Origin of the sequence: Pseudomonas sp. JL2, assembly GCF_031570495.1 — a bacterium.
In the GTDB taxonomy this organism is placed as follows: Bacteria; Pseudomonadota; Gammaproteobacteria; order Pseudomonadales; family Pseudomonadaceae; genus Aquipseudomonas; species Aquipseudomonas rhizophila.
In genome coordinates, this window is the sequence record NZ_JAKUDH010000001.1 from 782,905 (window position 1) to 806,652 (window position 23,748).

Sequence of the window (23,748 nt, forward strand, 5' to 3'; positions counted from 1 at the left end):
CTCATTCATGCGTGCCGGTTTGAGATCATCCGCCATTCCCAACCATCTGCCACAACGACGCCCCCACCCCGGTAATGCTCTCCCCGGCAATCAACCCCGCCGCCGCGGTGATGGCAAAGCGTTCTGTAAGGCTCGGCCAGCGGCAGCTCACCAGCCAGGTGAGTACCGCGCCGAGGGCCATCATCAGCGACACCGAGGCCGGCAAGACGAACGCCAGGCCCAAAGCCGCCGTGCTTGGCAAGTAACGGGCCCGGTGTGCCGGCATTACGCTGTCGAGGATCCCCAACAGCAAGCCGGCCACGGCACCGATGATGACCGCCCAGCGAATGCTCGCTGACAGTGAATCCAGCCCCAGGGTCAGGGTTTGCGCCACGGCTTTCCAGGTAGCGACCGCCGGGGCCGGCCACTCTTGGGTGAGCAGCATCGATTGTGGGTCCGGGATCAGGGCCAGGTAGGCCAATACCCCAACGATGCTTCCAACGAAAATCCCCAGGGTCTGGGCGATCAACTGCTTGTGCGGTGTGGCGCCAATCGCCCGGCCCACCTTGAAGTCGTTCATCAAGTCCGTGCATTGCCCAGCCGAACCGCCCGCGGTGTTGGCGCTCATCAAATTGATCGGTACCTGCCCCGGGGCGACGATGCCAAAACTCAGTTGGGACAATTGTCCGATGGCGCCGATGGGCGCAATGCCCGTGGCCCCCACCACCCGGGCGGCCACGGCGGCCAGGCAGATGGCCAAGGGAATGGTCAACAACGCCATCCAGGGGTTGATGCCAAACAACAGCGCTTGCAGGCTCACCACCAACACGATCGCCACCAGGAAACCGCTGGCAGGTCCGGTCTTGGGCACCACCCAAGTCGTCCCACCGCCCGCCTTGGTGGACTTGTGCAATGTCCACAAGCGAATCGCCAAAGAGGTCAGGGTCGAGCAGACCATCAGACTCACGCCCGGCCACAGCAGCCACTCCACCAGCGCCGCGAACTGCGGGCCACTGCTGTCCGGCGGCAGTTGCACCAAGCCTTGCTCCAGCAGCCACGGCGCCAATCCACCCCACGCCAACAAGGCGCCAAGCAGCAGGGTCAGGCCAACGCGAATCCCGATGATCCCGCCGAAACCCACCAACAACAGCGAAGGGTCCGCGGTAAACGTCAGGCGTTCCAACTGCGGGGTCGGCGACCAGCGCGGAAAAGCCCAGACGAAGGTATCGACCCACTTGACCAGCCCGGACAGCAGCGCAGCGCTGAGCAGCACCTTCAAGCGCTTCGCCGCTTCGTGGCCTTGGTTGTAGATGTGCAGAAGGGTCTCCAGGGTCGCCATGCCTTCGGGGAATTTCAGTGCTTTGTCATTGAGCAGCGAGGGTCGCAGGTACCAGGCGATCCAGATCCCCAGGAAGCTCACCGAGAACACCCAAGCGATCATCGGGATGACGTCCAACTGTTGACCGGTCAATAAGGTGTAGGCCGGGATGGGCGCAACCAGCCCACCGGAAATGATTGACGCTGCGGCCGAGGCCACGGTCTGGTTGATGTTGCTTTCGTGCAGCGTCCAGGGCTGTTGAGCGGCCGAACGCTTGGCCAGGCCTTGCCAGATGCCATAGCCGATCAGCAAGGCAATGATCGACATGTTGAACGACCAGCCAATCTTGAGACCGGCGTACACATTGGAAGGCGTCAACAGGACACCGATCACGATTCCCGTACTGACCGCTCGCAGACTCAGCTCACGTTCGACAGGGTAATCCAGGGCGATGGTTGGCGAAGTTGGGTGCATGCGAATTCCTTATCGGCAATGAGACAGCGCGATCACTCAACGCGGCGACTTAACAAGTGAGCGCTGCATGGGCGGAAGGTTCACATGACGGGGACAAGCCCTTGCGAGCGCTTAACGCTCATATCGAAGTTTTCCGGGGGCGGTGACGAGGTCGACGAGGGATGATTGCTTGGTTATTTTCCGAGTACCGGACTCAAGCCAGCAGCTCGGTGATCCAGCGGGTTTGCAAAGCGATGTCCTGCACCTTCTGCTCGGGCACGGCTTGTCGCGCCCGGGCGAAGTGAGTCAGGGTCCGCTGTTTGAGGCGCAGCATGCGCTGCCACTTGGCCAGGAACGCCGGGCTGCGGGCGCGCATCTGCAATGGCCCGAAGTACAGCTCCTGCGCGGTGTACGTCACCGGTCCGGCGCGCTCGGCGACGATGATTTCGTAGTAGAAGCGGTTTTCCCGCAGCACTTCTTCGAAGCAGATGCGATAACCATTTTCCATCAGCCATTGACGCAGTGGCTGCTCGCCGCCGTTGGGCTGCAGGATCAGCCGCTCCTTACCGCTCAGGCGCGCCTTGCCGCCGGCGAGAATGTCGCGGATCGTCTCGCCGCCCATGCCGCACAGGCTGACTGCCGTGATCCCATCTTCCGGCTCGATCGCCGCCAGGCCGTCAGCCAGACGCACGACGACTTGCTGGGTAAAACCGTTCTCGCGCACGGTGCGTTCAGCCGAACGAAACGGCGTCAACGCCACCTCGCCAGCCACCGCCGCTGCGATCACACCACGGCGCATCAATGCCACCGGCAGGTAGCCGTGATCCGAGCCGATATCGGCCAGGCGCGCACCTGCGGGTACATGCGCGGCCACACGCTCCAGGCGCTGGGACAATGTCTGTTCGTTCAACGGCTGCTCCTGTTCAATACCGTTGCCCACGGTCCCGTCTTGTATTCGCCTTGGAGCGCGTAACCGCGCAAAAATCACGCGCGAACCTTAAACGCGGACTGCTCCCATTACAATCTTTTCGAGTGAGCCGCTCTCCCGCTCACGCTCCTTTGCCACGCAGCTTTTCCCATAGGGAATACCCACTGAAGCGGCAAAAAACGCCAACGAATTGGCGTCGAAAAATCCAAATCTGAATAAACCTGAACTAACGACATTTTTCCGACGATTGGCCCGTGCAAGCCATTGCTGGGGATTTGAATGCAGGCTCATCATCCGTCTGTCACAGCCAGCATTTTCAGGCCTGACGCAGATGTATTAATCGCATCGCTCTATAGGAGCATTCAGGATGATGACTGTTTATTTTGTGGTTATGGCTATCTGCAGCGGCGTGGAAGGTTGTGTAGAAGAGCGAAAGCCGGGGCCGACTTACGCGTCCAGGGCTGTGTGCATGGACTCAGCCAGGACGATGGCGCCGCGCAAAGGCGTGAAATTCAAATGTCGCAGTGAACGCCTATGGGTGCCTGTTGAGGCGCGCGGTGTGAATCGGCACGAAAGCGTGGTCTCGACCGGAACGCAAACCCAGCCTTAGCAGCATGAGTGGTGAGCCCTCAGCCACTCAACTCGGCTTTAAGCAACGGGTCATTCAGGTAGGCGACATTCAATCTGGTCCAGGGATTTATACGCGACTGCTCCGGTGAAAAAATATGGCCGGGAGCAATCATGAATCCTTTCGGCAGTAGTTGCCGGGTCAGCTCCCTGGCGTCGTCAATGTGGGCGAACCTGGCCCACAAATACAGACTCTGCTCTGGCCGAAAGAACACCTCGGCGCCTATTTCATCGAGCATCTGCAAACCTGCCGCAGTGGCACTCTTGAGTCGCTCCTGGAGGCGGATCTGATGTCGCAGAAAATGCCCCTCGGTCAGGATGACATCGATGGTTCGCTCACACAGCTCCGAGGTGCTGGTATGCAGGAGCATTTTCAGATCACCCAGTTCATCGATGACGTCCTTGCTCCCGGCGATAAACCCCACCCTCAATGCCGCAGAAACCGATTTGGAAAAACTGCCCACGTACAGTGATCGGCTCAACTGATCCAGCGCAGACACCTTGATGGCCGACGCGGGTTTGAAATCTGCCAAAGCGTCGTCGTCCACCAGAATGAAGTTGTGCTCATGGGCCAACTGCACCAGTCGATGAGCCTTGCCGGGGGAAATATCGGAGCCCGTCGGATTGTGCCCAACCGACTGGAGGAAGAACAATTTCGGCTTGTGCAACAGAAGATGCTGCTCCAGCACTTGCAGGTCCGGCCCGTCCGGCAATCGGGGTACGGATAACATTCGCGCCCCTTGCAGTTGCAACTTGCCAAACAGCGGGTAATAACCCGGGTCTTCGACGAAAACGTAATCTGCGGGGGCAATGAAGCGGCGGATGATCAGGTCCAGTGCGTGATTGGCCCCATGGGTCGTGACGATTTGCCGAGCACTGGCGGTGATCGAATAACTCGCCAGTTTTTGCACCAGGTGTTGACGAAGTGCAGCATTGCCCAGCCGGTTGCCGTAGCGAAAAAGCGTGGTCACCCCCATGCGCATGATCTGACGGGTGAACTTGTCCAATCGCAGATCCATCAGCCACTCTACGGGCGGAAAACCTTCCCCAAGCGGCGAGTGACCCGGCTCACGGACAAATTGCTGGCGCATGAGCCAGATGGTGTCCATCGCCCGGGTAAAGGGCAGTGGCTCTTCCGGTTCGCTGCTGCTCGGGGCGCCTCGTGTCACGAAGAAACCCTGCCCGTGACGCGCCTCCACCAGTCCTTGGGAGGCCAGCGATTCATAAGCGTTGATCACTGTGTTTTTCGAATGACCAAACAAGCGCATGCACTCGCGCAGGGACGGCAAACGGTCGCCCACTCGGTAGGTACCGTTGCCGATCTGCGTCACCAAGGAGGCCGTCAGCTCTTGGGCAAGCGTCAGTCGCGCCATTGTACGAAGTCCTGGATGAATTATTCGCAGAGGGTACAGCTTAGGTACTGTCTGTCCAAACTGTACCTTTTTTGCCAGGACACATACGCATAGGGTGGCAGGCATTCGAAAACAATAACTGCAACTGGATTGCTACCATGAGTATCGACTCCCGCCTCCCGATGTTCCGCAGCCTGTCGCCCGCCGAACGCCTGAGCCACTTGCAACAAGTGCTTGAGCTTGCAGAAGATGACGTTGCCCTGCTCCGCGACGCAGGCGCCCTGCCCCTGGAAATAGCCGACGGCATGATTGAGAACGTCATCGGAAAATTTGAGTTGCCCTACGCTGTGGCGAGCAACTTCCAGATCAATGGACGCGACGTCATCGTGCCGTTGGTCGTCGAGGAGCCTTCGGTGGTCGCCGCCGCCTCGTTCATGGCCAAACTGGCGCGCGAAGCCGGTGGTTTTCAGACCTCCAGCTCGCTGCCGCTGATGCGCGCGCAAGTGCAGATCGTGGAAATCGACGATCCCTTCAATGCCCGTTTGAGTCTGTTGCGCCGCAAGGACGAAATCATCGAACTGGCCAACCGCAAGGATCAACTGCTGAGCCAGCTAGGTGGAGGTTGCCGCGACATCGAAGTGCATACCTTCGCCCAGAGCCCTCGCGGCCCCATGCTGGTCGCCCACCTTATCGTGGATGTACGCGATGCGATGGGAGCCAATACCGTGAACACGATGGCTGAAGCGGTGGCCCCGCTGATGGAGCAGATTACCGGCGGCAAGGTACGGCTGCGCATTCTGTCGAACCTCGCCGACCTGCGGCTTGCCCGGGCCCAGATCCGCATTGCACCTGAACATCTCACCACCAAGGCCTACAAGGGCGAGGACGTCATTGAAGGCATCCTCGATGCTTACAACTTTGCGGTCGTGGATCCCTATCGTGCAGCCACTCACAACAAGGGCATCATGAACGGTATCGATCCTTTGATCGTCGCCACCGGCAACGACTGGCGCGCGGTGGAAGCCGGGGCACACGCCTATGCCTGTCGCAACGGGCATTACGGTTCACTGACGACCTGGGAAAAAGATTGCAAGGGCCATCTGGTGGGAACGCTGGAAATGCCCATGCCCGTCGGCCTGGTCGGCGGCGCGACCAAGACTCATCCGCTGGCGCAACTGTCGTTACGCATCCTGAGAGTGAAGAGCGCCCAGGAACTTGCCGAGATAGCGGTAGCGGTCGGCCTCGCGCAAAACCTGGGCGCATTGCGGGCACTGTCTACCGAAGGGATACAACGCGGGCACATGGCTTTGCATGCACGCAACATTGCGCTTTCGGCGGGGGCCAGGGGCGATGAGGTCAATTGGCTGGTCGCGCAGATGGTCGAAGCCCGGGACGTGCGCTCGGACAAAGCCGCTGAACTGCTTGAGCAAAAACGCGCGCAGGAGTCGGGCTCGTAGTCACGAACTCAACCACATCTCTTCACGTTCATAACAATAAAACCCCTCAGGGGAGGTGGGAGAATCCTTATGAAACCCGAACTGTTCGAAGTATGGGGCGACACGGTTGATGGTCGCCACCTGCTCTACTCCATAGGCATCGGTGCAGCCGTCAGCCTCGGCGCTTTTTTTATCGCCCAGCACTTGTTTGTCGGCTGGGTGGATTCCGTGCAGATGGCCCGCGCCTACGCGATGCTGGTAGGTATTGTCGGCTGTCTGGCAGGTGGCGCCATCAGTGCGCTGCTTTTCAAACCCAAGCGCAATGTCATCGAACATCTGGCTGATCCGGCCTGGCGCGCAAAAATCCTGATTGAGTTGCAGAACGAGTACGGCCCACTGGGCAGTCTGGCTGATCTGCCGCCGGCCACGATCGCGGAACTGCGGGAAATGGACCTTTATGAGCTGTTCGCCGATTACGAGAAAAGCCTTGTCGCTCCCGAGAAGAGCCCGGCTGCAACACCCACTGTTGGCGTCGGTGCAGTCAGTCGCGCAGTCAGTGGCAATGGAGGTCAATCATGATCGTTCCACTGATGGATCAGGTCCTGATGGCACTGGGCATGGGGATCCTGGGGGCGGTGATTTTTGCCGGGATCGGGCTGATCTCAGGGAGCGATGAAACCACTACCCTCGCCCCCTTGACCTTGCTGGTCGTCCTGCTGGGCGTGCCTGCCCCCGGCGTGCTGACATTCTTTCTGGCCGGCGCCGTCGCCAAACATATGACCCACGCCGTACCGACGGCGCTACTGGGTATTCCTGGCGACACCATGGCGACGCCACTGATGCGCGAGGCCAACTTTCTGCGCAATCTGGGCGTGCCCCACATTGCCCTGCGCAAGATGATTTCCGGGGCGGTCATTGCCGCGTTGATCGCGGTGCCAATGGCCGTATTGTTCGCGCTGATGCTCGCGCCGTTCGGTGACATGATCAAGCAGGCTGCGCCTTGGGTGTTCCTGCTTGCGGCGGTGGCGATCGCGTGGTTCTCCAAAGGCCGTCTGGCGGCCGTGCTGACGCTGATCCCGTTCGTCATGATCATTGTTGGCCTGCAAACCATGACCGCGCAGTTCGGCGTCAAGCTCAGTGTCAGTTACTTTCTGGGCATCGCGATTGGCCCGTTGATCGCCGCGCTGTTCTCGCTGCTCGCGCCCGCCGAACGGGACACCATGCGACGCCAGCAAGTGCGCACGTTTTCCCTGTCGCCCGACGTAAAAAGCTGGGGTGGATTCTTTCCTAATCCGCTCAAGGTGCTGGACAGCAAGCAGAGCATGTGGACGGCCATTACTGCGGTGATCTCCAGCGCGACCTTTGTGTTCAGCCCGGTGGCCATGACCGTGATCATGGGCGAGCTCGTCGGTTCGAGGGTCAAGCATGTCTACCACCGCCTGACCACTGTCATCACTGCTCGAAACGGCGTTACGGAGTCAACCTACCTGGCCGAAGCATTGATACCGCTGATCGCTTTCGGCCTGCCCCTGAGTCCTGTTGCAGCAGGCCCGGCAGCGCCACTGTTCAACGCCCCGCCGCGCTTCAGCGTCGACGCGACGACAGGCCAGGTGAACAACCTGCATTCACTGCTCAGCACCTGGGAGTTTTTTGGCTACGGCGTGTTGGCGGTGGTCGTGGCCATCCTGATCGCTTATCCCTTCACCATGAATTACGCCCACAGAGCCGCCTCCTACGTGTCGCGCAAGATCAGTCACGAAGCGGTGATCTCGACCTTTGTTGGCCTGATCCTGGTGATCGGCATCTGGGAAGGTGGCCTGCTGGGGTTGCTGGTGATCGTCACCATCGGCCTGCTGGGCGGTTTCCTCTCACGCTTTTTGGGTTTCAACATCGGTGTGCAGTTCATGGGCTACTACACAGCCGTGCTGTCTGTTCCTGCCCTGATTGCCCTGATGAATGCGTGATGTTTTTTAACCCTCTACAACAGTGTTCAGATAACCAACAACGGTGATTCCAATGACCCTGAAAATATCGGTGCTGACGGTAGGTGCGATCATGGCCCTTTCGGTTTGCACGGCGGCGTTTTCCGCCATGAAAAGCCCGCTGGTCGGGACATGGAAAATGGTCAGCGCAACCATTGAACGTCAGGGCACCCGGTCGGATGCGTACGGCCCCAATCCACATGGATGGCTGGTGTTCACTGAAGAATTGACGTTCGTCGAGGTGCTCACCGATCCGCGAGTGCCCGCGTTTCGATCCAACGCTCGGGGCGAAGGAACCGATGAGGAAAACCGGGCAGCGATGGCTGGGAGCATCGGTTTTTTCGGACGATATACCGTCGACCAGAACGGCGAGTTCACCGGCAATACCGTCGAAGGATCTACGTTCCCGAATTGGGTGGGCGCGACACGTACTCAAGATGACCTGCAACTGAAAGTCGACGGCAACCGGATGGTGGAAAACTTCCAGCGCCCCGATGGCACGAAGGTTCACATCATCTGGGAGCGGGTAAAGTAACTCTACGTCGCGAGCAGCCCTGCGGGGCCGACTCAATTCATGAGTGGGCTGAGCACTGCTCAGCCCACGCTTGCGCACTGCTGGTATCCACTCGCCCCACGGCTTACCAGATCGGCACCGTGTAGAGCACCAGGAAGCGGGTCTGGTTTTCATCACGAAATGCCGCGCCGCTCGGGAAGTCGTTGCGATAGATCGACTTGCGCGCCATCAACCCGACATTCTTCAGCGGACCGCTCTGGATCACATACCCCAGCTCCATCTGGAACTCCCGCTCCTTGCGGTCGTCGGCATTGAGCGCCGCCAGCGCGATATTATCACCGCGCACGTAACGCAGCCGGCTCTTCAGGCCGGGCACCCCGGCGGCGGCGAAGTCATAGTCGTAGATTGCCTGCCAGGTCCGTTCCTTGGCATTGAGAAAGTCCGAGCTCATGGTCAATTCACTCATGCCCATCAACTCAGTGCCTGACACATAAGGCGTCGCTGTGTCGCCGCTGGCGTGCATGTAACCCAGGCTCAGGTGATGCCCGCCAAGGCGATAGCCGAACAGCGCCGACAGGTTGCGGTTGTCCACCTTGCCAGCCTTGGCAGTGCCATCTTCGTCGCTGAAGAAACTGCGCAGATCAGTGGTCAGCGTGCCCTCGCCTACCTGCATGTTATGCAGCAAGGCCAGGGTGTTCTGCTGGTACAGGTCGGCCACTTCGGCGTGGTAGGCGCGCAGGCTGAGGTCTTTGTTTACCTGATAATCGCCACCGACATAAGCCATGTGCGATGAGGTGGCCGCACCGTTGAAACGCCCGTTCGGCGAAGCGATGCTCATCGGCTGGTAGTTAGTGGAGTCACGCCTGTTGATGCGATCGATATAGCCGGTATTGAGCGTCAGTCCGTCGATGTCCTTGGAACTGAGCGTGGTGCCGCGAAAAGTCTGCGGCAGCAACCGCGACGGGCTGGCAAAGGCGAACGGCAGGAAAATCGACACATCGCCGGTCTTCACCGTGGTTTGGGCAAAGCGCATTTTGGCAGTCATGGCCAGGCGCGAATATTCATCCGCCGCGCGCTTGTCGCTGCTGGATACCGGCAGTAATTCGGTGCCGCTGCGGTCCGGTGACGAGTCCAGCTTGACCCCGATCAATGCACGGGCGTCCAGGCCGAAGCCGACAGCGCCCGGGGTAAAACCCGACTCCGCATTCATGATGAAACCCTGAGCCCACTCCCGGGCCGCGGTTTTCGCCCCCTCATCCTTGTAATCCCGGTCCAGGTAGAAATTGCGTAAGGTCAATGTGCCGCGGCTATCGTCGATGAAACCTTCCGACAGTGCTGGAGTGGTGACCGCACATAAGCCCAACAGGACGAAACCGCGTGCGCAAAGAGGTAAGTCTGAGGTCGTCGCAAGGACGCCCCGGGGTGAATTCGTCATGTCCTATGTCCACTTATTGTTGTTGTTTTTTTGAACGTGATCGCCAGCCATCCAGCCGCGATCTCGGGCCAGAGAGTGGGAAAAGCCGGAGGTGCCGTCAATCCACAATGGCCGATAATCGAACATTAATATTCGTATCTATTTCCAAGAAAACCTAAAAAACACATGACATCCCGTTGATTTTAATAGGTTTATGTCGATGCATTTGGACATTTTCCGTTAGCATTCACTTTTTAGTTATCTTTGTTAATCTTAATTGCGGCTTTGCATTGCTGGATGCGAGCAAGCCTGCGTGCGCCCGTCAGCACACTCACAAAAACAATAAAGAGGTTTGCCATGGACACTCCATCACGTCGCACGACGCTGACTATTGCCCTGTGTTTTATCGTCGCTCTGATTGAAGGCTTTGACCTGCAAGCTGCCGGCACTGCCGCCGCAGGGTTGCGTCAGACCTTTGCCCTGGACCCGAAAATGATGGGTTGGGTGTTCAGTGCCGGCATCATCGGTTTGCTGCCGGGCGCCTTCTTCGGTGGCTGGATTGCCGATCGCATCGGTCGCAAGAAAATCCTCATCGCAGCGGTGCTGCTGTTTGGCGTGTTCTCGCTCAGCACCGCCTACGTCAGCTCTTTCTCCGGCCTGCTGCTGGTGCGTTTCATGACTGGCCTGGGCCTGGGCGCCGCCCTGCCCAACCTGATCGCCCTGTGTGCCGAAGCCGTGGGAGAGCAACGTCGCGGTACGGCCATCAGCATCATGTATGCCGGCGTGCCATTGGGTGGGGCACTGGCGGCGGTGGTCGCCATGCTGTTTCCCGAACATTGGCAGACGACCTTCATCATCGGCGGCCTTGCCCCATTGCTGGTGGTGCCACTGATGATGGTGCTGCTGCCTGAATCCAACGCCTTTCGCCAACAACAAAACAGCGTCAACCCGACGCGCACTTCAACCGGCCAGGCCTTGTTCGGCGAAGGCCGCGCCAGCGTTACCCTGGCGTTATGGTTGAGCTACTTCTTCACCCTGACCGTGATGTACATGTTGCTCAACTGGCTGCCCTCGTTACTGCTGGAACAAGGTTTCAGCAAACCCCAGGCAGGCCTGGTACAGATGCTCTTCAATATCGGCGGCGCCCTCGGCTCCCTGCTCGGCGGAGTGTTGCTGGATCGCTGCAACGGCATCAAGGTGGTGCTGTTTGTGTACACCGGCTTGCTGGCAGCGCTGGGCGGGGTTGGCCTGTCCGTGGGCATCATCCCCATGGCCATCGCCGGTTTTGCCGCGGGGTTGTTTGTGATGGCTGCGCAACTGGTGCTTTACGCCTTGGCCCCGCCTTCCTACCCAACTTCAGTGCGCGCCACCGGCGTCGGCGCAGCGGTAGCGATCGGTCGTTTGGGCTCGGTGGCCGGGCCTTTGGCGGCCGGGCAGATTCTGGCGGCCGGAGCCGGCACCACCGGTGTCCTGCTGGCCACCTCGCCCGGTTTGGTGATTGCAGCCTTGACGATCATCAGCGTCATTGCCCGCTCGACTTCGTTGAACGTGTCGATGAGTAAGGTCAAGGCCTGAGGCCATCCGAGCGGCGTAGGTAAACAGGTGCTGTTGTGGGGGCTCAAGGTGAAGCTGTTTGAAAGGCGTCAATTCCTGACTTTATCGTCTGCAATAATCTCGAACTCATTCCATACCCCTGCCTCTAATGTGTAGATCAACAGAGGTAACGCGATTATGAACAGCGATAACGGCATCGAATCAGAAGCAACCTCGAGTACCCCGCCGACCGATACGTCTGGCAAACCGGTCGATAAGAATCTTGAGGACAGCGCTACGCCCCCCTCAACTCAAACCAAGGAGCAGGAAGCAGAGGAGCTCAGTCGAAAAATCGCGGAGATCGAGCGCAAGGTGGCTGACGGTCACTAACCGATTACGCCCGCATACACCGATCGATCGACATTGCCACCCGACAGAATCACCCCCACTGTCTCCCCCGCCCGAGCTTCACGTTCCTGAATAAGCGCCGCCAAGGCGGCGGCCCCGGCTCCTTCGGCGAGGTTATGGGTGTCGGTGTAATAGACGCGCATGGCCTCGGCAATTTCCTGTTCGCTGACCGCTACGATCCGTGCGGCCCCGGCTGCGTAGAGGGCAAAAGCTGCGGGGATCGGTTTGCGCACGGCCAGGCCATCGGCGAAGGTATTTGCCGAAGCGGTTTCCTGTATTTCGCCCGCCTCAAAAGATAACTTTGCCGCCGCGGCTTCACGGGACACCACGCCCACCACCTGGGTCTTCAGGCCCAGTGCGTCGCGGGCGGCGATCACGCCACAAATGCCCGATCCGCAGCCAATCGGCACGTAGACGGTATCGAGATGCGGCGCGGCAGTGAACAGTTCCAGGGCGTAAGTGGCCACGCCTTTGACCAGTTCCGTGTGAAACGGTGGCACCAGGAACAGGTCATGCGCTTGCGCCAAACGGGCGGCCTCTTCACGGGCCTCATCAAAATCCCGCCCACACTCAATGACTTCGCCGCCAAAGCCGCGCATGGCAGTGTTCTTTTCCACCGAGTTGCCCTGCGGCACGACAATCAACGCCTTCAAACCCAGCGCGCTCGCCGCCAGCGCCAGGCTCTGGCCATGATTGCCGCGGGTGGCGGTGACGATGCCCTTCGCACCGGGATGTTCACGTTTGAGCCAATGCATGAAGGTGATGCCACCGCGTATCTTGAAAGCGCCGGTGGGGGTGTGGTTCTCGTGCTTGACCCACACCGTGCAGCCCAGCCGCTGAGCCAGCAAGGGCCAGGCATACTGGGCGGTGGCGGGCATCACCTGGTACACATGGCGAGCCGCCTGTTCAATATCGTCACGAGTCAGTCGGTGCATGAAGTTATCTCCCTGAGTGGTTAGCCAGTCTAGGCATCGCCGCCGTGGGTCGGCTTTCAAAAAACCGACCTGACTTTTGCGCCGCTTCTTCACTACTATGGCGCTCATGAACCATCAAAACCGCCTACAGCCATCGCCCTTGTCTGAACCGGTCCGCCGTGTCGAGACTGGGTCCTGGGCGATCGAATTGTTGCCCAGCGCCGCTTACTCGACCCGCTATGTGGCGGCCCAGGCCTCCATCGGGTTTGCCTTCGACAGCCAGCGCGGCCTGCACGCCTTGGGCAGCGACCGGGTGCATCCTTTCGAGGCCATGCCCAACGGCCTGGCATTCGTTCCCGCCGGCTGCGACGTGTTCTCCGAGTCGCTCATGGGCGGTGAATACCTGCGCGTAACGCGGACCGACGGTATCCCCCTGAGCGGGGATCACCCATTCAACAATCACATCGATCAACAGGCCATTGACCTCGCGCTGCGAATGCGCGGCGCGCTGTTACGTGCCTGCGTGGAAGATGACTGGGAAACCTGGGCCTTGGCGCTGGCGCAACGGGCAACCGGTGATAGCGCGTTGTCGACACCGGACCAAGGCGCTATCACTCCCCGGCGCATGCGCCTGCTTGATGAGTTTATCGAAGCAAATCTTGAAGGGCCGCTGGGCGTGTCAGCGATGGCAGGTTTGCTGGGGTTGTCCGAAGGATATTTCATGCGGGCCTTCAAGCTCGCCACGGGCAAAAGCCCGCACAGCTACCTGATCGACCGGCGTCTGGCCAAGGCCCGGGCACTGATGCGTGATTCCACCGCCAGGCTGTCGGAAATCGCCCTCGCCTGCGGGTTCAATTCCCAGGCGCACATGGCAACCACGTTCAAGCAACGGCTCGGGGTGAGCCCGATGCAGTTGCGCTAGACCGCCAAAACACTGCAAGGCACCTGATACAAGATATGCTCGGTGGTGCTGCCAAGCAGTTTCTCTCCGCCTGGATCCTGGACTCTGCCCATCACGATGACGTCCATGTGATGTGTGTTGGCAAACTCACTCAGCGCCGCAACCGGGTGTCCCAGAACGAAATGCCTGCGGCCAGGCGGAACGTTGTATCGACTGGCCAGTTTCAGAAACGATTGTTCCAACGCTTTGCGCTGCCATCGGGTCAGCTCCGACAGCGTTAAGCCTGTATCTGACGCCTGGTAGTCTTGGGATATGTCGTAGGCATACAGCAAGTGCAGTTCAGCATCACACTGTTCGGCGAGACTGCAGGCCTGGCGAATAACGCGATCATTGAGTTCATTTTGTCCAGGCTCGGCCAGCGACGCCTCTACCGCCGCCACGACCTTGCGCGGCAAGGCAGGTCGAACCCCGCCCACCAGATACACCGGTACCGGTGAGTAACGCAGCAGGTGCCAGTCCAACGGGGTGAAAAAAGCACGCTTGAGCACCGACTCATGTTGGATTTCCTTGATCAACAGGTCAGGCTGCAATTCGCTGAAGTGGTCCAGGATGTCCTTTTCCATGTCATCAGCCCACGCCAGCTCGGTGGTCACATCGACCCCTCTGGCATGTAGCTTTTTCGCCTGTTCCCCCAACCAGTCGCGGTGGTCCTGCAGGTAACGCTCGCGTGTCTTTTCACGGTCACCCTCTTCAAGCAGCGACAACAGGTTCAAGGCAGGAATCAACGCCGCTATATGCAAGCGTGCAGCGCTGGCCTTGGCAAGCGCTGCGGCATGGTCGATCACCGGAGAATGGCGCAGGGCCAGGTGGGTGATGAGTAACAGCTGTTGATACCGGCCCATGATCTGCCTCCAGACAGGTGAAACTCAACCTCTGCCACTGCCAGCTACACATTCAGCCGTGACATCTGCGCCGGATCGGGCACCAGCGTCATTTCAGACTGCGCCGTCGGAAGATGCCTGACGTTGATAAATATCAACCGGAGCAAGGCTGCCGTTCTTCACGCCGCCGGCAGGCCACAGCGGCATAGAGGCAGCGGTCTAACCGTATCGTTTGGCCTGCTGCGGCGCTGCGTCGGCTGGCAACTTGATCATCAGGACGCTGCACATGGGGTCTTCGAGTATCCCTTCAGCGGTCAAGCCGATATCAGAGGCCTGCGTATGATGATCGGCCGCACCGATGACCAACAGGTTGTAAGCACTGCGCTGCAGATAAGCATGAATTGCATTCGCCGGAGCGCCGGGAATGAAGTGCCGATGCTGGCTGGCAATACCATGCTGGCTGGCCAAGGCATCGAACGCCTGTACCTGGGCCTCATAGAGGGACAGGTCACCGTGGCTGGCAGCGGCACAGTCGTAAACGCTGATCACGTGCAATGAGGCACCGCAGGCGTTTGCCAAGTGCCTGGCCGCCTCGATGAGCGAATGATTGTCGCGGTTTCCTTTCGCCTGTGACTCCATGTCAACCGCTACCAGAAACTTGCTGGGTGTCTGAATCGGGCCCGGCAACACATAAAGCACGGCAATCGGGCTGACGCTCAAGAGTTCCCAGTCCAGTGCTGACAAACCGCGCTGCGCCAGGCCTGGGCGTTCCTGGATGTCCTTGATGATCAAGTCCGCTTCAACACGCTGCGCATAGGCAACGCATTCGACTGCCGAGGAACTGGCGCATACCAGCTCTGGATGGACATCCACGCCTTTTTCCTGCAGGTGCGCACTTTCACTTTCCAGCCATTTGCGACGCGACGACATTAAGTTATCGCGCACGATGTCGGGCCTCTCGGTGACTGCATGGCCGGGCGGCTCTACACCGTGGGGCTCAGTGAACATCGCCACGTGCAGTGGCACGCCCAGGGCGCGTGCCAGATCGCCGGCATACTCCAATCCGGGAGAGTGAGCTGCCTGAGGGGGGGCAAGAAACAGTAAACGCAATGGATGAGTCATTTCACACCTCGGCATCCGATGATAAAAATGGCGTCCCTGCGCATTCCTGCTTGGGTGGACAGGTGCCGCATAGAGCGGCTTTTTAGTCCTGTTGAACTTCATTCATGGGGCAAGCCCGTGGCCAGTTCGACATTCGGCACCCACAGGGCATCAATGCAGGCCGAAGCGTCCTTCTGCGTCACAGGTTCAAGGGCCAGCGGTTCAAGCAGGCCTCTGTCGACCAATGCCAGACGCATGATTCCGTTTTTGTCGAGAAGCGAACTTGCCAGACATTCACACAAGGAGCGCGGCAGCGCCTCTGGCAGCGGGCCTATATCGGCATTCTCCAGCTCAAGCTCATAACGCTCAGTACAGGTGTCTGCCAGATCCTGCATCGCATGGGTCGCGAAATACGACACCGTGAAATATCCCGAGGTCAGCACCGCCAGAATCGACAGCAAAATGGCTGCCTGACGTTTTCTCGAGCGTGTGCCCCGAAGATGCAAAAACCCGGGCAATGCGGATTTGCTCCGGTCCTGAACCACCTGCGCCCCGCTGATGGGTCTGTTGTTTGTCATGACCGTATCTCTGCCCCATGCTTATCAAAAGAATGGCGCCGATCAACGAATGCCGTTTGATCTGGATCAACCTCGTGCTGCTGTTTGCCATTTTTCTGGCTACAGCAACACGCGGTGGGCGTTCAGGAGTAGACCGTTGCAGGCTTGGTGGCCCTTGCTGGGCCACCCTGCCCGGCCCTGGAAAATCGACGATGACCGCCCACCCCTCCGCCATCAGGCGGGCGACGAACGATCACCAAAGGGCGATATCGTAGGTAAGGTAGATCCGGTTACTGTCCCGTCCCCTCGAGAATTCAGAGCGGTAGACGTAATTGCGCAGCTTCACGCCCAACCCTTTGAAGGAGCCTTGCTGCACCACATAAGCCAGTTCAGCATCGCGCTCCCACTCTTTGATGGTGGTGTTGGACTCTCCATCGTCGCCGCTAAGGTAACGCGTGGAGAACGTCAGGCCGGGGACGCCCAGGGCCGCGAAGTTGTAGCCGTAGTTGAGCATCCATGTCTTCTCGTCTTCCTCTACGAACTTGCCTATGCCGGCGTTGCTGAAAGAATAAACGGACGCGCCGCTGATGTAGGGCAGCCCGGCGTCGCCCTTCAGTGTTTGATAGCCGCCGCCTACGGTATGGCCTGCGACAGCGTAAGTCAGCTGGCCGCTGAGCATATGGTTGTCGATTTTACCGCCATAGGCAGAACCGCTATCAACGCTGCGGAAGTAGCGCAGATCACTGGTCAGCACGCCTGGGCCGAGCGGCAGATCATGTTGGACACCCGCAAAGTTCTGCCGATAGAAGTTCTCCAGTTCGCCATGAAAGTAGCTGAGGCGAATCGTCTTGCCCAACTTGTAATCGGCACCGAGGTAACTGAAGTCCCCTGACTTATCGCCACTGTAGCCGTCTGGCACGATGGGCATACTGTCGCTCGAATCTCGCAACTTGAAACGATCAAGATAGCCGCCCGTCAGGCTAAGGTTATCAATGTCGGTGCTAGTGAACTGGCCGCCCTGGTAGGTCTGAGGCAGCAGTCGGGCATCGTTGTAAATGAGCACCGGCGTTTTAGGGAGCAACGTACCGTACTTGACGGTGGTCTTGGCAAATCGGGCCTTGGCGGTCATCCCGAAGCTCGCAAATTCATCGGCGGCACGACCGTCATCATGCACAGGCAGCAGGCCGGTGCCGCTACGACCGCGGCCGGAGTCGAGCTTGACCCCCAGCAGGCCCAAAGCATCAATACCCAAACCGAGGCTGCCGGTCGTGAATCCCGACTGATAATCAAGCAAAAAGCCTTGGCCCCATTCAGTGCGCTCGCTCTTGGCGGTATTTGCCGCTCGCGCACTCATCCCATGTTCATCGCGGAAATTTTCATTGATGTAAACATTGCGCAATTGCAGCTTGAGTTTGCTGTCGTCGATAAAGCCTTGCGCATTGGCATTGGCCAGCGGCAACAAAGCCAGGAGAGTCAATAAAGCTCCACGGTTATAAACAGAGGTCATATCAAACTACTCATTGTTGTTATTTGGAATGCAGCTGACCGTCCGCCCCACTGGCATGGGGCGTCAGGTGTCAAAGAGGTTTGGAGAATCAGGAGAACAGACTGATTGCCCCAGTCAGCAAGGCCAACGCAGTCACGACCAGGGAAGTGAGCACCGCCCATTTGACGGTGGCTTTCTGGAAGTCGCCCAGATCACGGTCCACCATGCCGACCAGCAGCAGGGTCGAGGCCACCAACGGACTCATCAGGTGCACCGGCTGGCCGAGAATGGAGGCCCGTGCAATCTCGACCGGATCAATGCCATAGGCCGCTGCGGCGTTGGCCAGGATCGGCACGACACCGAAGTAGTAGGCATCGTTGGACAACACGAAGGTCAGCGGCATGCTGGTAATGGCAACCACCAGCGGGAACAGATGGCCCCAGGATGGCGGAATCCAGTCGACCAGGGTTTGCGCCAGCGCATCGACCATTTTCGTCCCGGAGAAGATCCCGGCAAAGATACCCGCGGCAAACACCAGCAGAACCACGGTCATGGCGTTGCCCGAATGAGCGAGAATTCGTTCTTTCTGAATATCCAGTTGCGGATAGTTGATCATCAACGCCAGAACAAAACCGATCAGGAACAGGATCGCCGAGTGCATGAGGCCCATGACCAGCGCAACCATCACCGCCGTCACCAGCAGCAGGTTGACGTAGGCCAGTTTCGGGCGCTTGTGCGGCGTGTCTTCAATAATCGCCTTGATGTAGCAATTACCCCCACCGCTTTGCAGATGGGTGTTGCCGATGCGCTTGCGTTCGGCACGCCCCAGCAGGAACGCCGTGAACACCACCCACATCGCACCGCCGATCATGGTCGGCAGCAAGGGTACGAAATACTCGCCGGCATCCAGGCCCAGCGCTGCGATCGCACGGGTCGCCGGGCCGCCCCAGGGCGTCATGCCGCTCATGATGCTCAACGAGAGCATGGAAATGGTCGCCAGGATCATCGGGTTCATGCCGATGCGCTTGTACAGCGGCAACATCGCTGCACAGGTGATCATGTACGTGGTCGTGCCGTCACCGTCCAGCGCCACCAACAGCGACAGCAGCGCCGTGCCCACGGCGATTTTCATCGGATCACCGTTAACTCGCTTGAGGATCTTGCGGATCAGCGGGTCGAACAGACCGGCATCGATCATCAGGCCGAAAAACAGAATTGCGAACAACAGCAGCGCCGCCGACGGCGCGACCATCTTCAAGCCGTCCAGCATCATCTTGCCGGTGGTACCGCCAAACCCGCCGATCACGGCGAAGACTATTGGCACCACCGTCAGGGCGACGATCGGTGACAAACGTTTGGTCATTATCAGGAAGGTGAAGACCACCACCATGGCCAAGCCAAGTAAAGCGAGCATAAGTCAGATCTCTTGTTGTTATGAGTAGCTTGGCCGACATTCAGGCGCACGCCATCCCACTCGCCAGGCGACACTCGAATGATTGCCTGGCGCAGGTGTTCAGGAAGATAACGCGGTGATGTCGGGTCAGCCGTGACCGGTTAGATGTGATTCGCGACCTTTGTGTCGTCCCAGGCGTGCTCCGTTGCCTGGACGTGCCTCGGGGAGGGTTTGCCATCCAGGGTCTGCAACAGCACATCGCGGTCGCAGGCATTCTCCGAGATGGAGATCACCACGGTCGCCACTGCGTTGCTCGCCAGGCTGGTCAGCGCCCGCGCCTCGGACATGAACCGGTCGATCCCGATCAACAGGGCCAAACCGGCCAGAGGAATATCGTGGATGACGGTCAGGGTCGAGGCCAACGCGACAAAGCCGCTGCCGGTAACACCTGCGGCGCCCTTGGAAGACAGCAACATGATCGCCAGCATGGTGATGACCTGGGTCAGCGTCAGGTCGATGTTGCAGGCCTGTGCAATGAAAATGGCCGCCAGCGACAGGTAGATCGCCGTGCCATCGAGGTTGAACGAGTAACCGGTTGGCAGCACCAGCCCCACGACTCCCTTCTTGCAACCCAGGGCCTGGAGCTTTTCCAACATCCGCGGCATCACCGGTTCAGTCGAAGAAGTGCCCAGCACCACCAGGAATTCCTCGCGCAGATAACGCAACAGCTTCCACAAACTGAAGCCGTGTGCACGGCAAATGCTGCCCAACACAACGAAGACGAAGAAGGCGCAAGCGACGTACAGGGTCATGATCAGCTTGGCCAGCGAGCCCAGCGACGTGATGCCGTACTGCCCGACAGTGAAGGCCAAGGCTCCGAAAGCGCCGATCGGAGCAAAACGCATCAGGTAGGAGAATATCTTGAACACCATGTGCGAAGCTGATTCCAGCACATCCAGCACCGGCTTGCCGCGCTCGCCCAAGGACGACAGGGCAAAGCCGCAGAGCACTGCGATAAACAGCACCGGCAGCACCTCGCCTTTATTGAAAGCGCCAATAAAGGTGTCGGGAATGATGTGCATGAAGAAGTCCACCACACTCAGCTTCGCAGCGGAGTCGGTGTATTGCGACAGGCCCTGGGTGCTCAACTGGGTCGGGTCTATGTTCATGCCTGCACCGGGCTTGAACAGGTAGACCGACACAAGGCCAATGATCAGGCTGATCACCGTCAGCGCCAGGAACAGCAGCATGGTCTTGCTCAACAAGCGCCCCAGCGAGCGCTTGTCACTCATGCCGGCGATGCCGGTGACAATCGTGCAGAACACCACCGGCGCGATCATCATCTTGATCAACTTGATGAAAGCATCACCCAGCGGCTTCAAGGCAATCGCCTGTTGCGACCAGAAGTGCCCGACCAGCACGCCCAGCAGCACGGCGCAGATGATCTGGAAGTAGAGCGATTTAACAACTTTCATGGCATCACCCATTTTTAGAATTGTTCTGATGCAAACGACAATGACTGCCTGGACTATCCGGCCAGCCGGTGTGAAGCGGTGGCGTAGACGAAACCTGAGAAAAGCCGGCGGGCGGTACGCACCACCGAGGCACGAATGGTCTCACCCTTTTCGCCGGTATAGGACAGCACGACATCGATACCGCCGCTCGGGTGCTCAATACGAACCTGCTGCAGACGCGGCTCGCTGATGCCGCCGAGCAACTGCGCCACTACGCTGCCTTCAGTCACGCAAGCGGTAGCCAGACCGATGGAGCCGGTGATCGCCAAGGCGCGATGACAGTTGTGCGGCATGAAATAGCGCACCTGGACCGTCCCGCCCGACTTGGCAGGAGACACCAGCACCGGCTTGGGGATGACCTTGTCACTGACATCACCCAGGCCCATGGCCAGGCCGGCTTTGAGTCGCAGGGACTCCAGGCGTTGCAGGAACGCCTTATCGGCGTCCAGTTCAGCGGGGCTTTCATCGCCGCGCTTGCCAAGCTGACTGGCCTCGACGATCAGCATCGGCATCGCCATGTCGATACAGGTCACCGGGATACCATCGATCAGGTCCAGCGGTTGCCCCGTCGGGAAGAGCTTGCCGGTCTTGCTGCCAGCCGCATCCAGAAAGGTCAGTTGCACCGGAGCCGCCGTGCCAGGCACGCCGTCGATGGCGGTGTCCCCTTCATAGCTGACCTTGCCCTCAGGGGTTTGCACCTCTGAATTTACGAAGGTCCCGGTATTGAGGTTGCGGATCCGCACGCGGGTCAGATCGCCGGAAGGCTTGACCAGCCCCTGCTCGATGGCGAACGGGCCGACGGCGCACAGCATATTGCCGCAGTTGGGCGCGGTATCGACCCGGCGCTGGGAAACCATGACCTGGACGAACAGATAGTCGACATCCGCGTCCGGGTGCAACGATGGGCTGACGATTGCCACTTTGCTGGTTTGCGGGCTGCCGCCACCGATGCCGTCGATTTCCAGCTCATGGCCGGACCCCATCAGGTTGAGCAGCAGCTCATCACGTTCGGCGATGGCACTGGGCAGGTCCCAGGCAAGAAATACGGGCCCTTTGGAAGTACCACCGCGCATCAGCACACAAGGAATTCGCTGCATGAACACTAACTCTTGTTGATCAATCTGGATAATTGATGTTCTGGACACAAGAGTGGCAGGGTTCTAAAAGTGTTTCCAATGCAAAGATCAGAGCAATTATTGCGTTTCACGAATGAATTAATTTACGATGATTTCCCAGCGCATCGCTCTTGCCCGGTGAGAAAGAACATGGAATACGAGCTTCAGGACATACGATCTTTCGTGAAAATCGCTGAACTAGGCAGTTTTCATGAAGCCGCCGATGCGTTGCATCTCTCTCAACCGGCCCTGAGCCGGCGCATGAAAAAACTCGAGGAAGGCCTGGGGACCGCCTTGCTGGATCGCACCACCCGCAAGGTCAGCCTGACGAGCGTCGGGCGCGATTTCCTGCCCAAGGCGCGGCGCTTGCTGGATGATTTCGACGACTCGATTCTCAATATTCGCGAACTGGCGGAGCGCCAGATCGGTCGGGTGACCTTGGCCTGCATCCCCACCGCGGCCTTCTATTTCCTGCCTTCGGTGATCCGCCTCTATAACGAGCGCTACCCCAAAATCCGCATCCGCCTGCTCGACCTCAGCGCAAACGAAGGGCTCGAGGCGGTACTGCGTGGCGAAGCCGATTTCGGTATCAATATGATGAGTGGCCAGCACCCGGATATCGAGTTCGTGCCATTGGTCAACGAACCTTTCGTTTTAGCTTGTCGACGCGACCATGAACTGGCCAGACGCAGCTCGGTAAGCTGGTCTGAGCTCAGCGATTACCGACTGATCGGTGTCGGTCGTCTCAGCGGCAACCGAATGCTGCTGGACCACGCCTTGTCGGGTTTGAGCTGGCGTCCGCAGTGGTTCTACGAAGTGCAGCACTTGTCTACATCGTTGGGGTTGGTCGAGGCCGGCCTCGGGGTGTCGGCCATGCCCAGCCTCGCAATGCCAGCCGAGGATCACCCGACATTGGTCAGCGTGCCGTTGATTGATCCGGTGGTAAACCGATCGCTGGGCCTGGTCTATCGAAGGGGCGCATCGCTCTCCCCGGCCGCGGAAAAATTTGTCTCGATATTGCTTGAACAATGGGAACACTGATTTTTCGGGGTCCATGATCAGGACTGGATGAGAAACGGGCCGATCTCAGTCAACCTCCGTGCTCATTGCAAGCGCTTGATATTGCTCCAGCTCAGCCAGCCGTTGGACCAGGGCATTGCGAACACGCTCGTAAGCCCCGCTGCCTAGCAGTAGACGCCTGGGTGCGGGATCGACGTCGACAATCTCGAGCATGATCCTGGCCATTTTCTGCGGGTCTCCGGTAAGCGGGAAAGTACCCTCGGCGATTGCTTTACGCACTTCACCGGCAGGCGTTTGCTCGTACTCAGCCATCGCGGGCGGACGAACCAGCGCGGCGCCGAAATTAGTTCGTGTCGGGCCCGGCTCTACCAGGGTGAACTCGATCCCAAAAGGCGCAACCTCCAGAGCGACCGACTCAACGAATCCCTCAATGGCCCATTTGCTTGCGTGGTAAAGGCTGAAGTTCGGGTAAGCGAGCTGCCCGCCCTCCGAGGACACTTGAAGAATTCGACCGCCCCCCTGTTTGCGCAGAAACGGTAGGCAGGCACGGATGAGTTGAATAGAACCGAGCAGATTCGTTTGCAACTGCTGGTTGATCTGTTCATCGCTGGCTTCCTCCGCCGCACCAAACAACGCGTAGCCCGCACTGCTCACCACAACATCAATACGTCCTAGCTCGGTGAACGCCTGATGAACCACAGCGCGGATGGCCAATGCGTCGTTTACATCGAGCAACGCTGTCCACAGTTGCTCGCCGTAGCGTGTCTTCAAGTGACTCAAGGCCTGAGGCTTACGCAAAGTAGCCGCCACACGGTCCCCCCGTTCCAGCAATTGTTCGACCACCGCCAGACCAATGCCGGACGAACTTCCAGTCACTAACCAAGTTTTGCTCATGTGCTTGATCTCCGAATGAAGGGTGAGT

Annotated in this window: 21 protein-coding genes; 8 read left to right on the forward strand and 13 right to left on the reverse strand. The window is 59.1% G+C overall.

Annotated features, from left to right (window positions below; translation table 11 throughout):
- Positions 1–25: 25 nt before the first annotated feature.
- From MKS85_RS03535 to MKS85_RS03545, 3 genes are all read right to left on the reverse strand, one after another.
- Entirely contained in the window at positions 26–1,771 is a 1,746-nt protein-coding gene (locus MKS85_RS03535; RefSeq protein WP_310662708.1) for an OPT family oligopeptide transporter, read from the reverse strand.
- A gap of 193 nt (positions 1,772–1,964) precedes the next feature.
- Entirely contained in the window at positions 1,965–2,660 is a 696-nt protein-coding gene (locus tag MKS85_RS03540) for a tRNA (adenine(22)-N(1))-methyltransferase TrmK (RefSeq protein ID WP_310662755.1), read from the reverse strand.
- A 647-nt stretch (positions 2,661–3,307) separates the two neighbouring features.
- Positions 3,308–4,678, reverse strand: a complete 1,371-nt coding sequence (locus MKS85_RS03545) for a PLP-dependent aminotransferase family protein (protein ID WP_173406858.1) — start codon at positions 4,676–4,678, stop codon at positions 3,308–3,310.
- A 137-nt stretch (positions 4,679–4,815) separates the two neighbouring features.
- Between MKS85_RS03545 and MKS85_RS03550 the strand changes: the two genes are divergently transcribed.
- The 4 genes from MKS85_RS03550 to MKS85_RS03565 all read left to right on the forward strand — a co-directional run bounded on the left by MKS85_RS03550 (position 4,816) and on the right by MKS85_RS03565 (position 8,610).
- Positions 4,816–6,114: a hydroxymethylglutaryl-CoA reductase, degradative gene (locus tag MKS85_RS03550; RefSeq protein WP_047225564.1), complete on the forward strand. Its 1,299-nt coding sequence runs from the start codon at positions 4,816–4,818 to the stop codon at positions 6,112–6,114.
- A 69-nt stretch (positions 6,115–6,183) separates the two neighbouring features.
- Complete coding sequence (locus tag MKS85_RS03555) at positions 6,184–6,672, forward strand: hypothetical protein (RefSeq protein WP_256676780.1); 489 nt, start codon at positions 6,184–6,186, stop codon at positions 6,670–6,672.
- The gene (locus MKS85_RS03560) at positions 6,669–8,057 is read left to right on the forward strand and encodes a tripartite tricarboxylate transporter permease (RefSeq protein ID WP_310662709.1); all 1,389 of its coding nucleotides are present in this window, start codon (positions 6,669–6,671) and stop codon (positions 8,055–8,057) included. The genes MKS85_RS03555 and MKS85_RS03560 overlap by 4 nt, the downstream gene beginning before the upstream one ends.
- Before the next feature lie 52 nt (positions 8,058–8,109).
- Entirely contained in the window at positions 8,110–8,610 is a 501-nt protein-coding gene (locus MKS85_RS03565) for a lipocalin-like domain-containing protein (RefSeq protein WP_107322836.1), read from the forward strand.
- A gap of 103 nt (positions 8,611–8,713) precedes the next feature.
- On the opposite strand, the gene MKS85_RS03570 is transcribed toward MKS85_RS03565, so the two are convergent.
- The gene (locus MKS85_RS03570; protein ID WP_310662710.1) at positions 8,714–10,024 is read right to left on the reverse strand and encodes an OprD family porin; all 1,311 of its coding nucleotides are present in this window, start codon (positions 10,022–10,024) and stop codon (positions 8,714–8,716) included.
- A gap of 336 nt (positions 10,025–10,360) precedes the next feature.
- Between MKS85_RS03570 and mhpT the strand changes: the two genes are divergently transcribed.
- On the forward strand, positions 10,361–11,578 hold the full coding sequence (gene mhpT, locus MKS85_RS03575; protein ID WP_240539566.1) for a 3-(3-hydroxy-phenyl)propionate transporter MhpT: 1,218 nt from the start codon (positions 10,361–10,363) through the stop codon (positions 11,576–11,578).
- 156 nt (positions 11,579–11,734) lie between these two features.
- On the forward strand, positions 11,735–11,926 hold the full coding sequence (locus MKS85_RS03580; RefSeq protein WP_047225559.1) for a hypothetical protein: 192 nt from the start codon (positions 11,735–11,737) through the stop codon (positions 11,924–11,926).
- Here MKS85_RS03580 and MKS85_RS03585 read toward each other — a convergent pair.
- Positions 11,923–12,879 (reverse strand): threonine dehydratase, encoded by a 957-nt coding sequence (locus tag MKS85_RS03585; protein WP_305466101.1) that lies wholly within the window; start codon positions 12,877–12,879, stop codon positions 11,923–11,925. The genes MKS85_RS03580 and MKS85_RS03585 overlap by 4 nt on opposite strands.
- Before the next feature lie 97 nt (positions 12,880–12,976).
- Between MKS85_RS03585 and MKS85_RS03590 the strand changes: the two genes are divergently transcribed.
- Positions 12,977–13,780 (forward strand): helix-turn-helix domain-containing protein, encoded by an 804-nt coding sequence (locus MKS85_RS03590; RefSeq protein ID WP_223194323.1) that lies wholly within the window; start codon positions 12,977–12,979, stop codon positions 13,778–13,780.
- On the opposite strand, the gene MKS85_RS03595 is transcribed toward MKS85_RS03590, so the two are convergent.
- The 7 genes from MKS85_RS03595 to MKS85_RS03625 all read right to left on the reverse strand — a co-directional run bounded on the left by MKS85_RS03595 (position 13,777) and on the right by MKS85_RS03625 (position 21,788).
- Entirely contained in the window at positions 13,777–14,661 is an 885-nt protein-coding gene (locus MKS85_RS03595) for a universal stress protein (RefSeq protein ID WP_160892096.1), read from the reverse strand. The two genes, MKS85_RS03590 and MKS85_RS03595, sit on opposite strands and share 4 nt — an antisense overlap.
- Positions 14,662–14,859: 198 nt before the next feature.
- On the reverse strand, positions 14,860–15,864 hold the full coding sequence (locus MKS85_RS03600) for a universal stress protein (protein ID WP_080962844.1): 1,005 nt from the start codon (positions 15,862–15,864) through the stop codon (positions 14,860–14,862).
- The gene (locus MKS85_RS03605) at positions 15,861–16,202 is read right to left on the reverse strand and encodes a hypothetical protein (RefSeq protein WP_240539567.1); all 342 of its coding nucleotides are present in this window, start codon (positions 16,200–16,202) and stop codon (positions 15,861–15,863) included. The genes MKS85_RS03600 and MKS85_RS03605 overlap by 4 nt, the downstream gene beginning before the upstream one ends.
- Before the next feature lie 349 nt (positions 16,203–16,551).
- The gene (locus MKS85_RS03610) at positions 16,552–17,805 is read right to left on the reverse strand and encodes an OprD family porin (protein WP_173406851.1); all 1,254 of its coding nucleotides are present in this window, start codon (positions 17,803–17,805) and stop codon (positions 16,552–16,554) included.
- 88 nt (positions 17,806–17,893) lie between these two features.
- A complete protein-coding gene (locus tag MKS85_RS03615) occupies positions 17,894–19,198 on the reverse strand; it encodes a CitMHS family transporter (protein WP_047225552.1) in 1,305 nt (434 codons plus the stop codon).
- Between the two features lie 140 nt (positions 19,199–19,338).
- Complete coding sequence (locus MKS85_RS03620; RefSeq protein WP_160892088.1) at positions 19,339–20,664, reverse strand: dicarboxylate/amino acid:cation symporter; 1,326 nt, start codon at positions 20,662–20,664, stop codon at positions 19,339–19,341.
- A 41-nt stretch (positions 20,665–20,705) separates the two neighbouring features.
- Positions 20,706–21,788, reverse strand: a complete 1,083-nt coding sequence (locus MKS85_RS03625; protein WP_107322844.1) for a 4-oxalomesaconate tautomerase — start codon at positions 21,786–21,788, stop codon at positions 20,706–20,708.
- A 168-nt stretch (positions 21,789–21,956) separates the two neighbouring features.
- On the opposite strand from MKS85_RS03625, the gene MKS85_RS03630 reads away from it, so the two are divergent.
- On the forward strand, positions 21,957–22,847 hold the full coding sequence (locus tag MKS85_RS03630) for a LysR family transcriptional regulator (protein ID WP_047225549.1): 891 nt from the start codon (positions 21,957–21,959) through the stop codon (positions 22,845–22,847).
- Positions 22,848–22,892: 45 nt separating this feature from the next.
- Here the strand turns inward: MKS85_RS03630 and MKS85_RS03635 are convergent, their stop codons facing one another.
- Positions 22,893–23,720, reverse strand: coding sequence for an SDR family oxidoreductase (locus MKS85_RS03635; protein WP_047225548.1), 828 nt, complete (start codon positions 23,718–23,720; stop codon positions 22,893–22,895).
- Positions 23,721–23,748 lie beyond the last annotated feature (28 nt).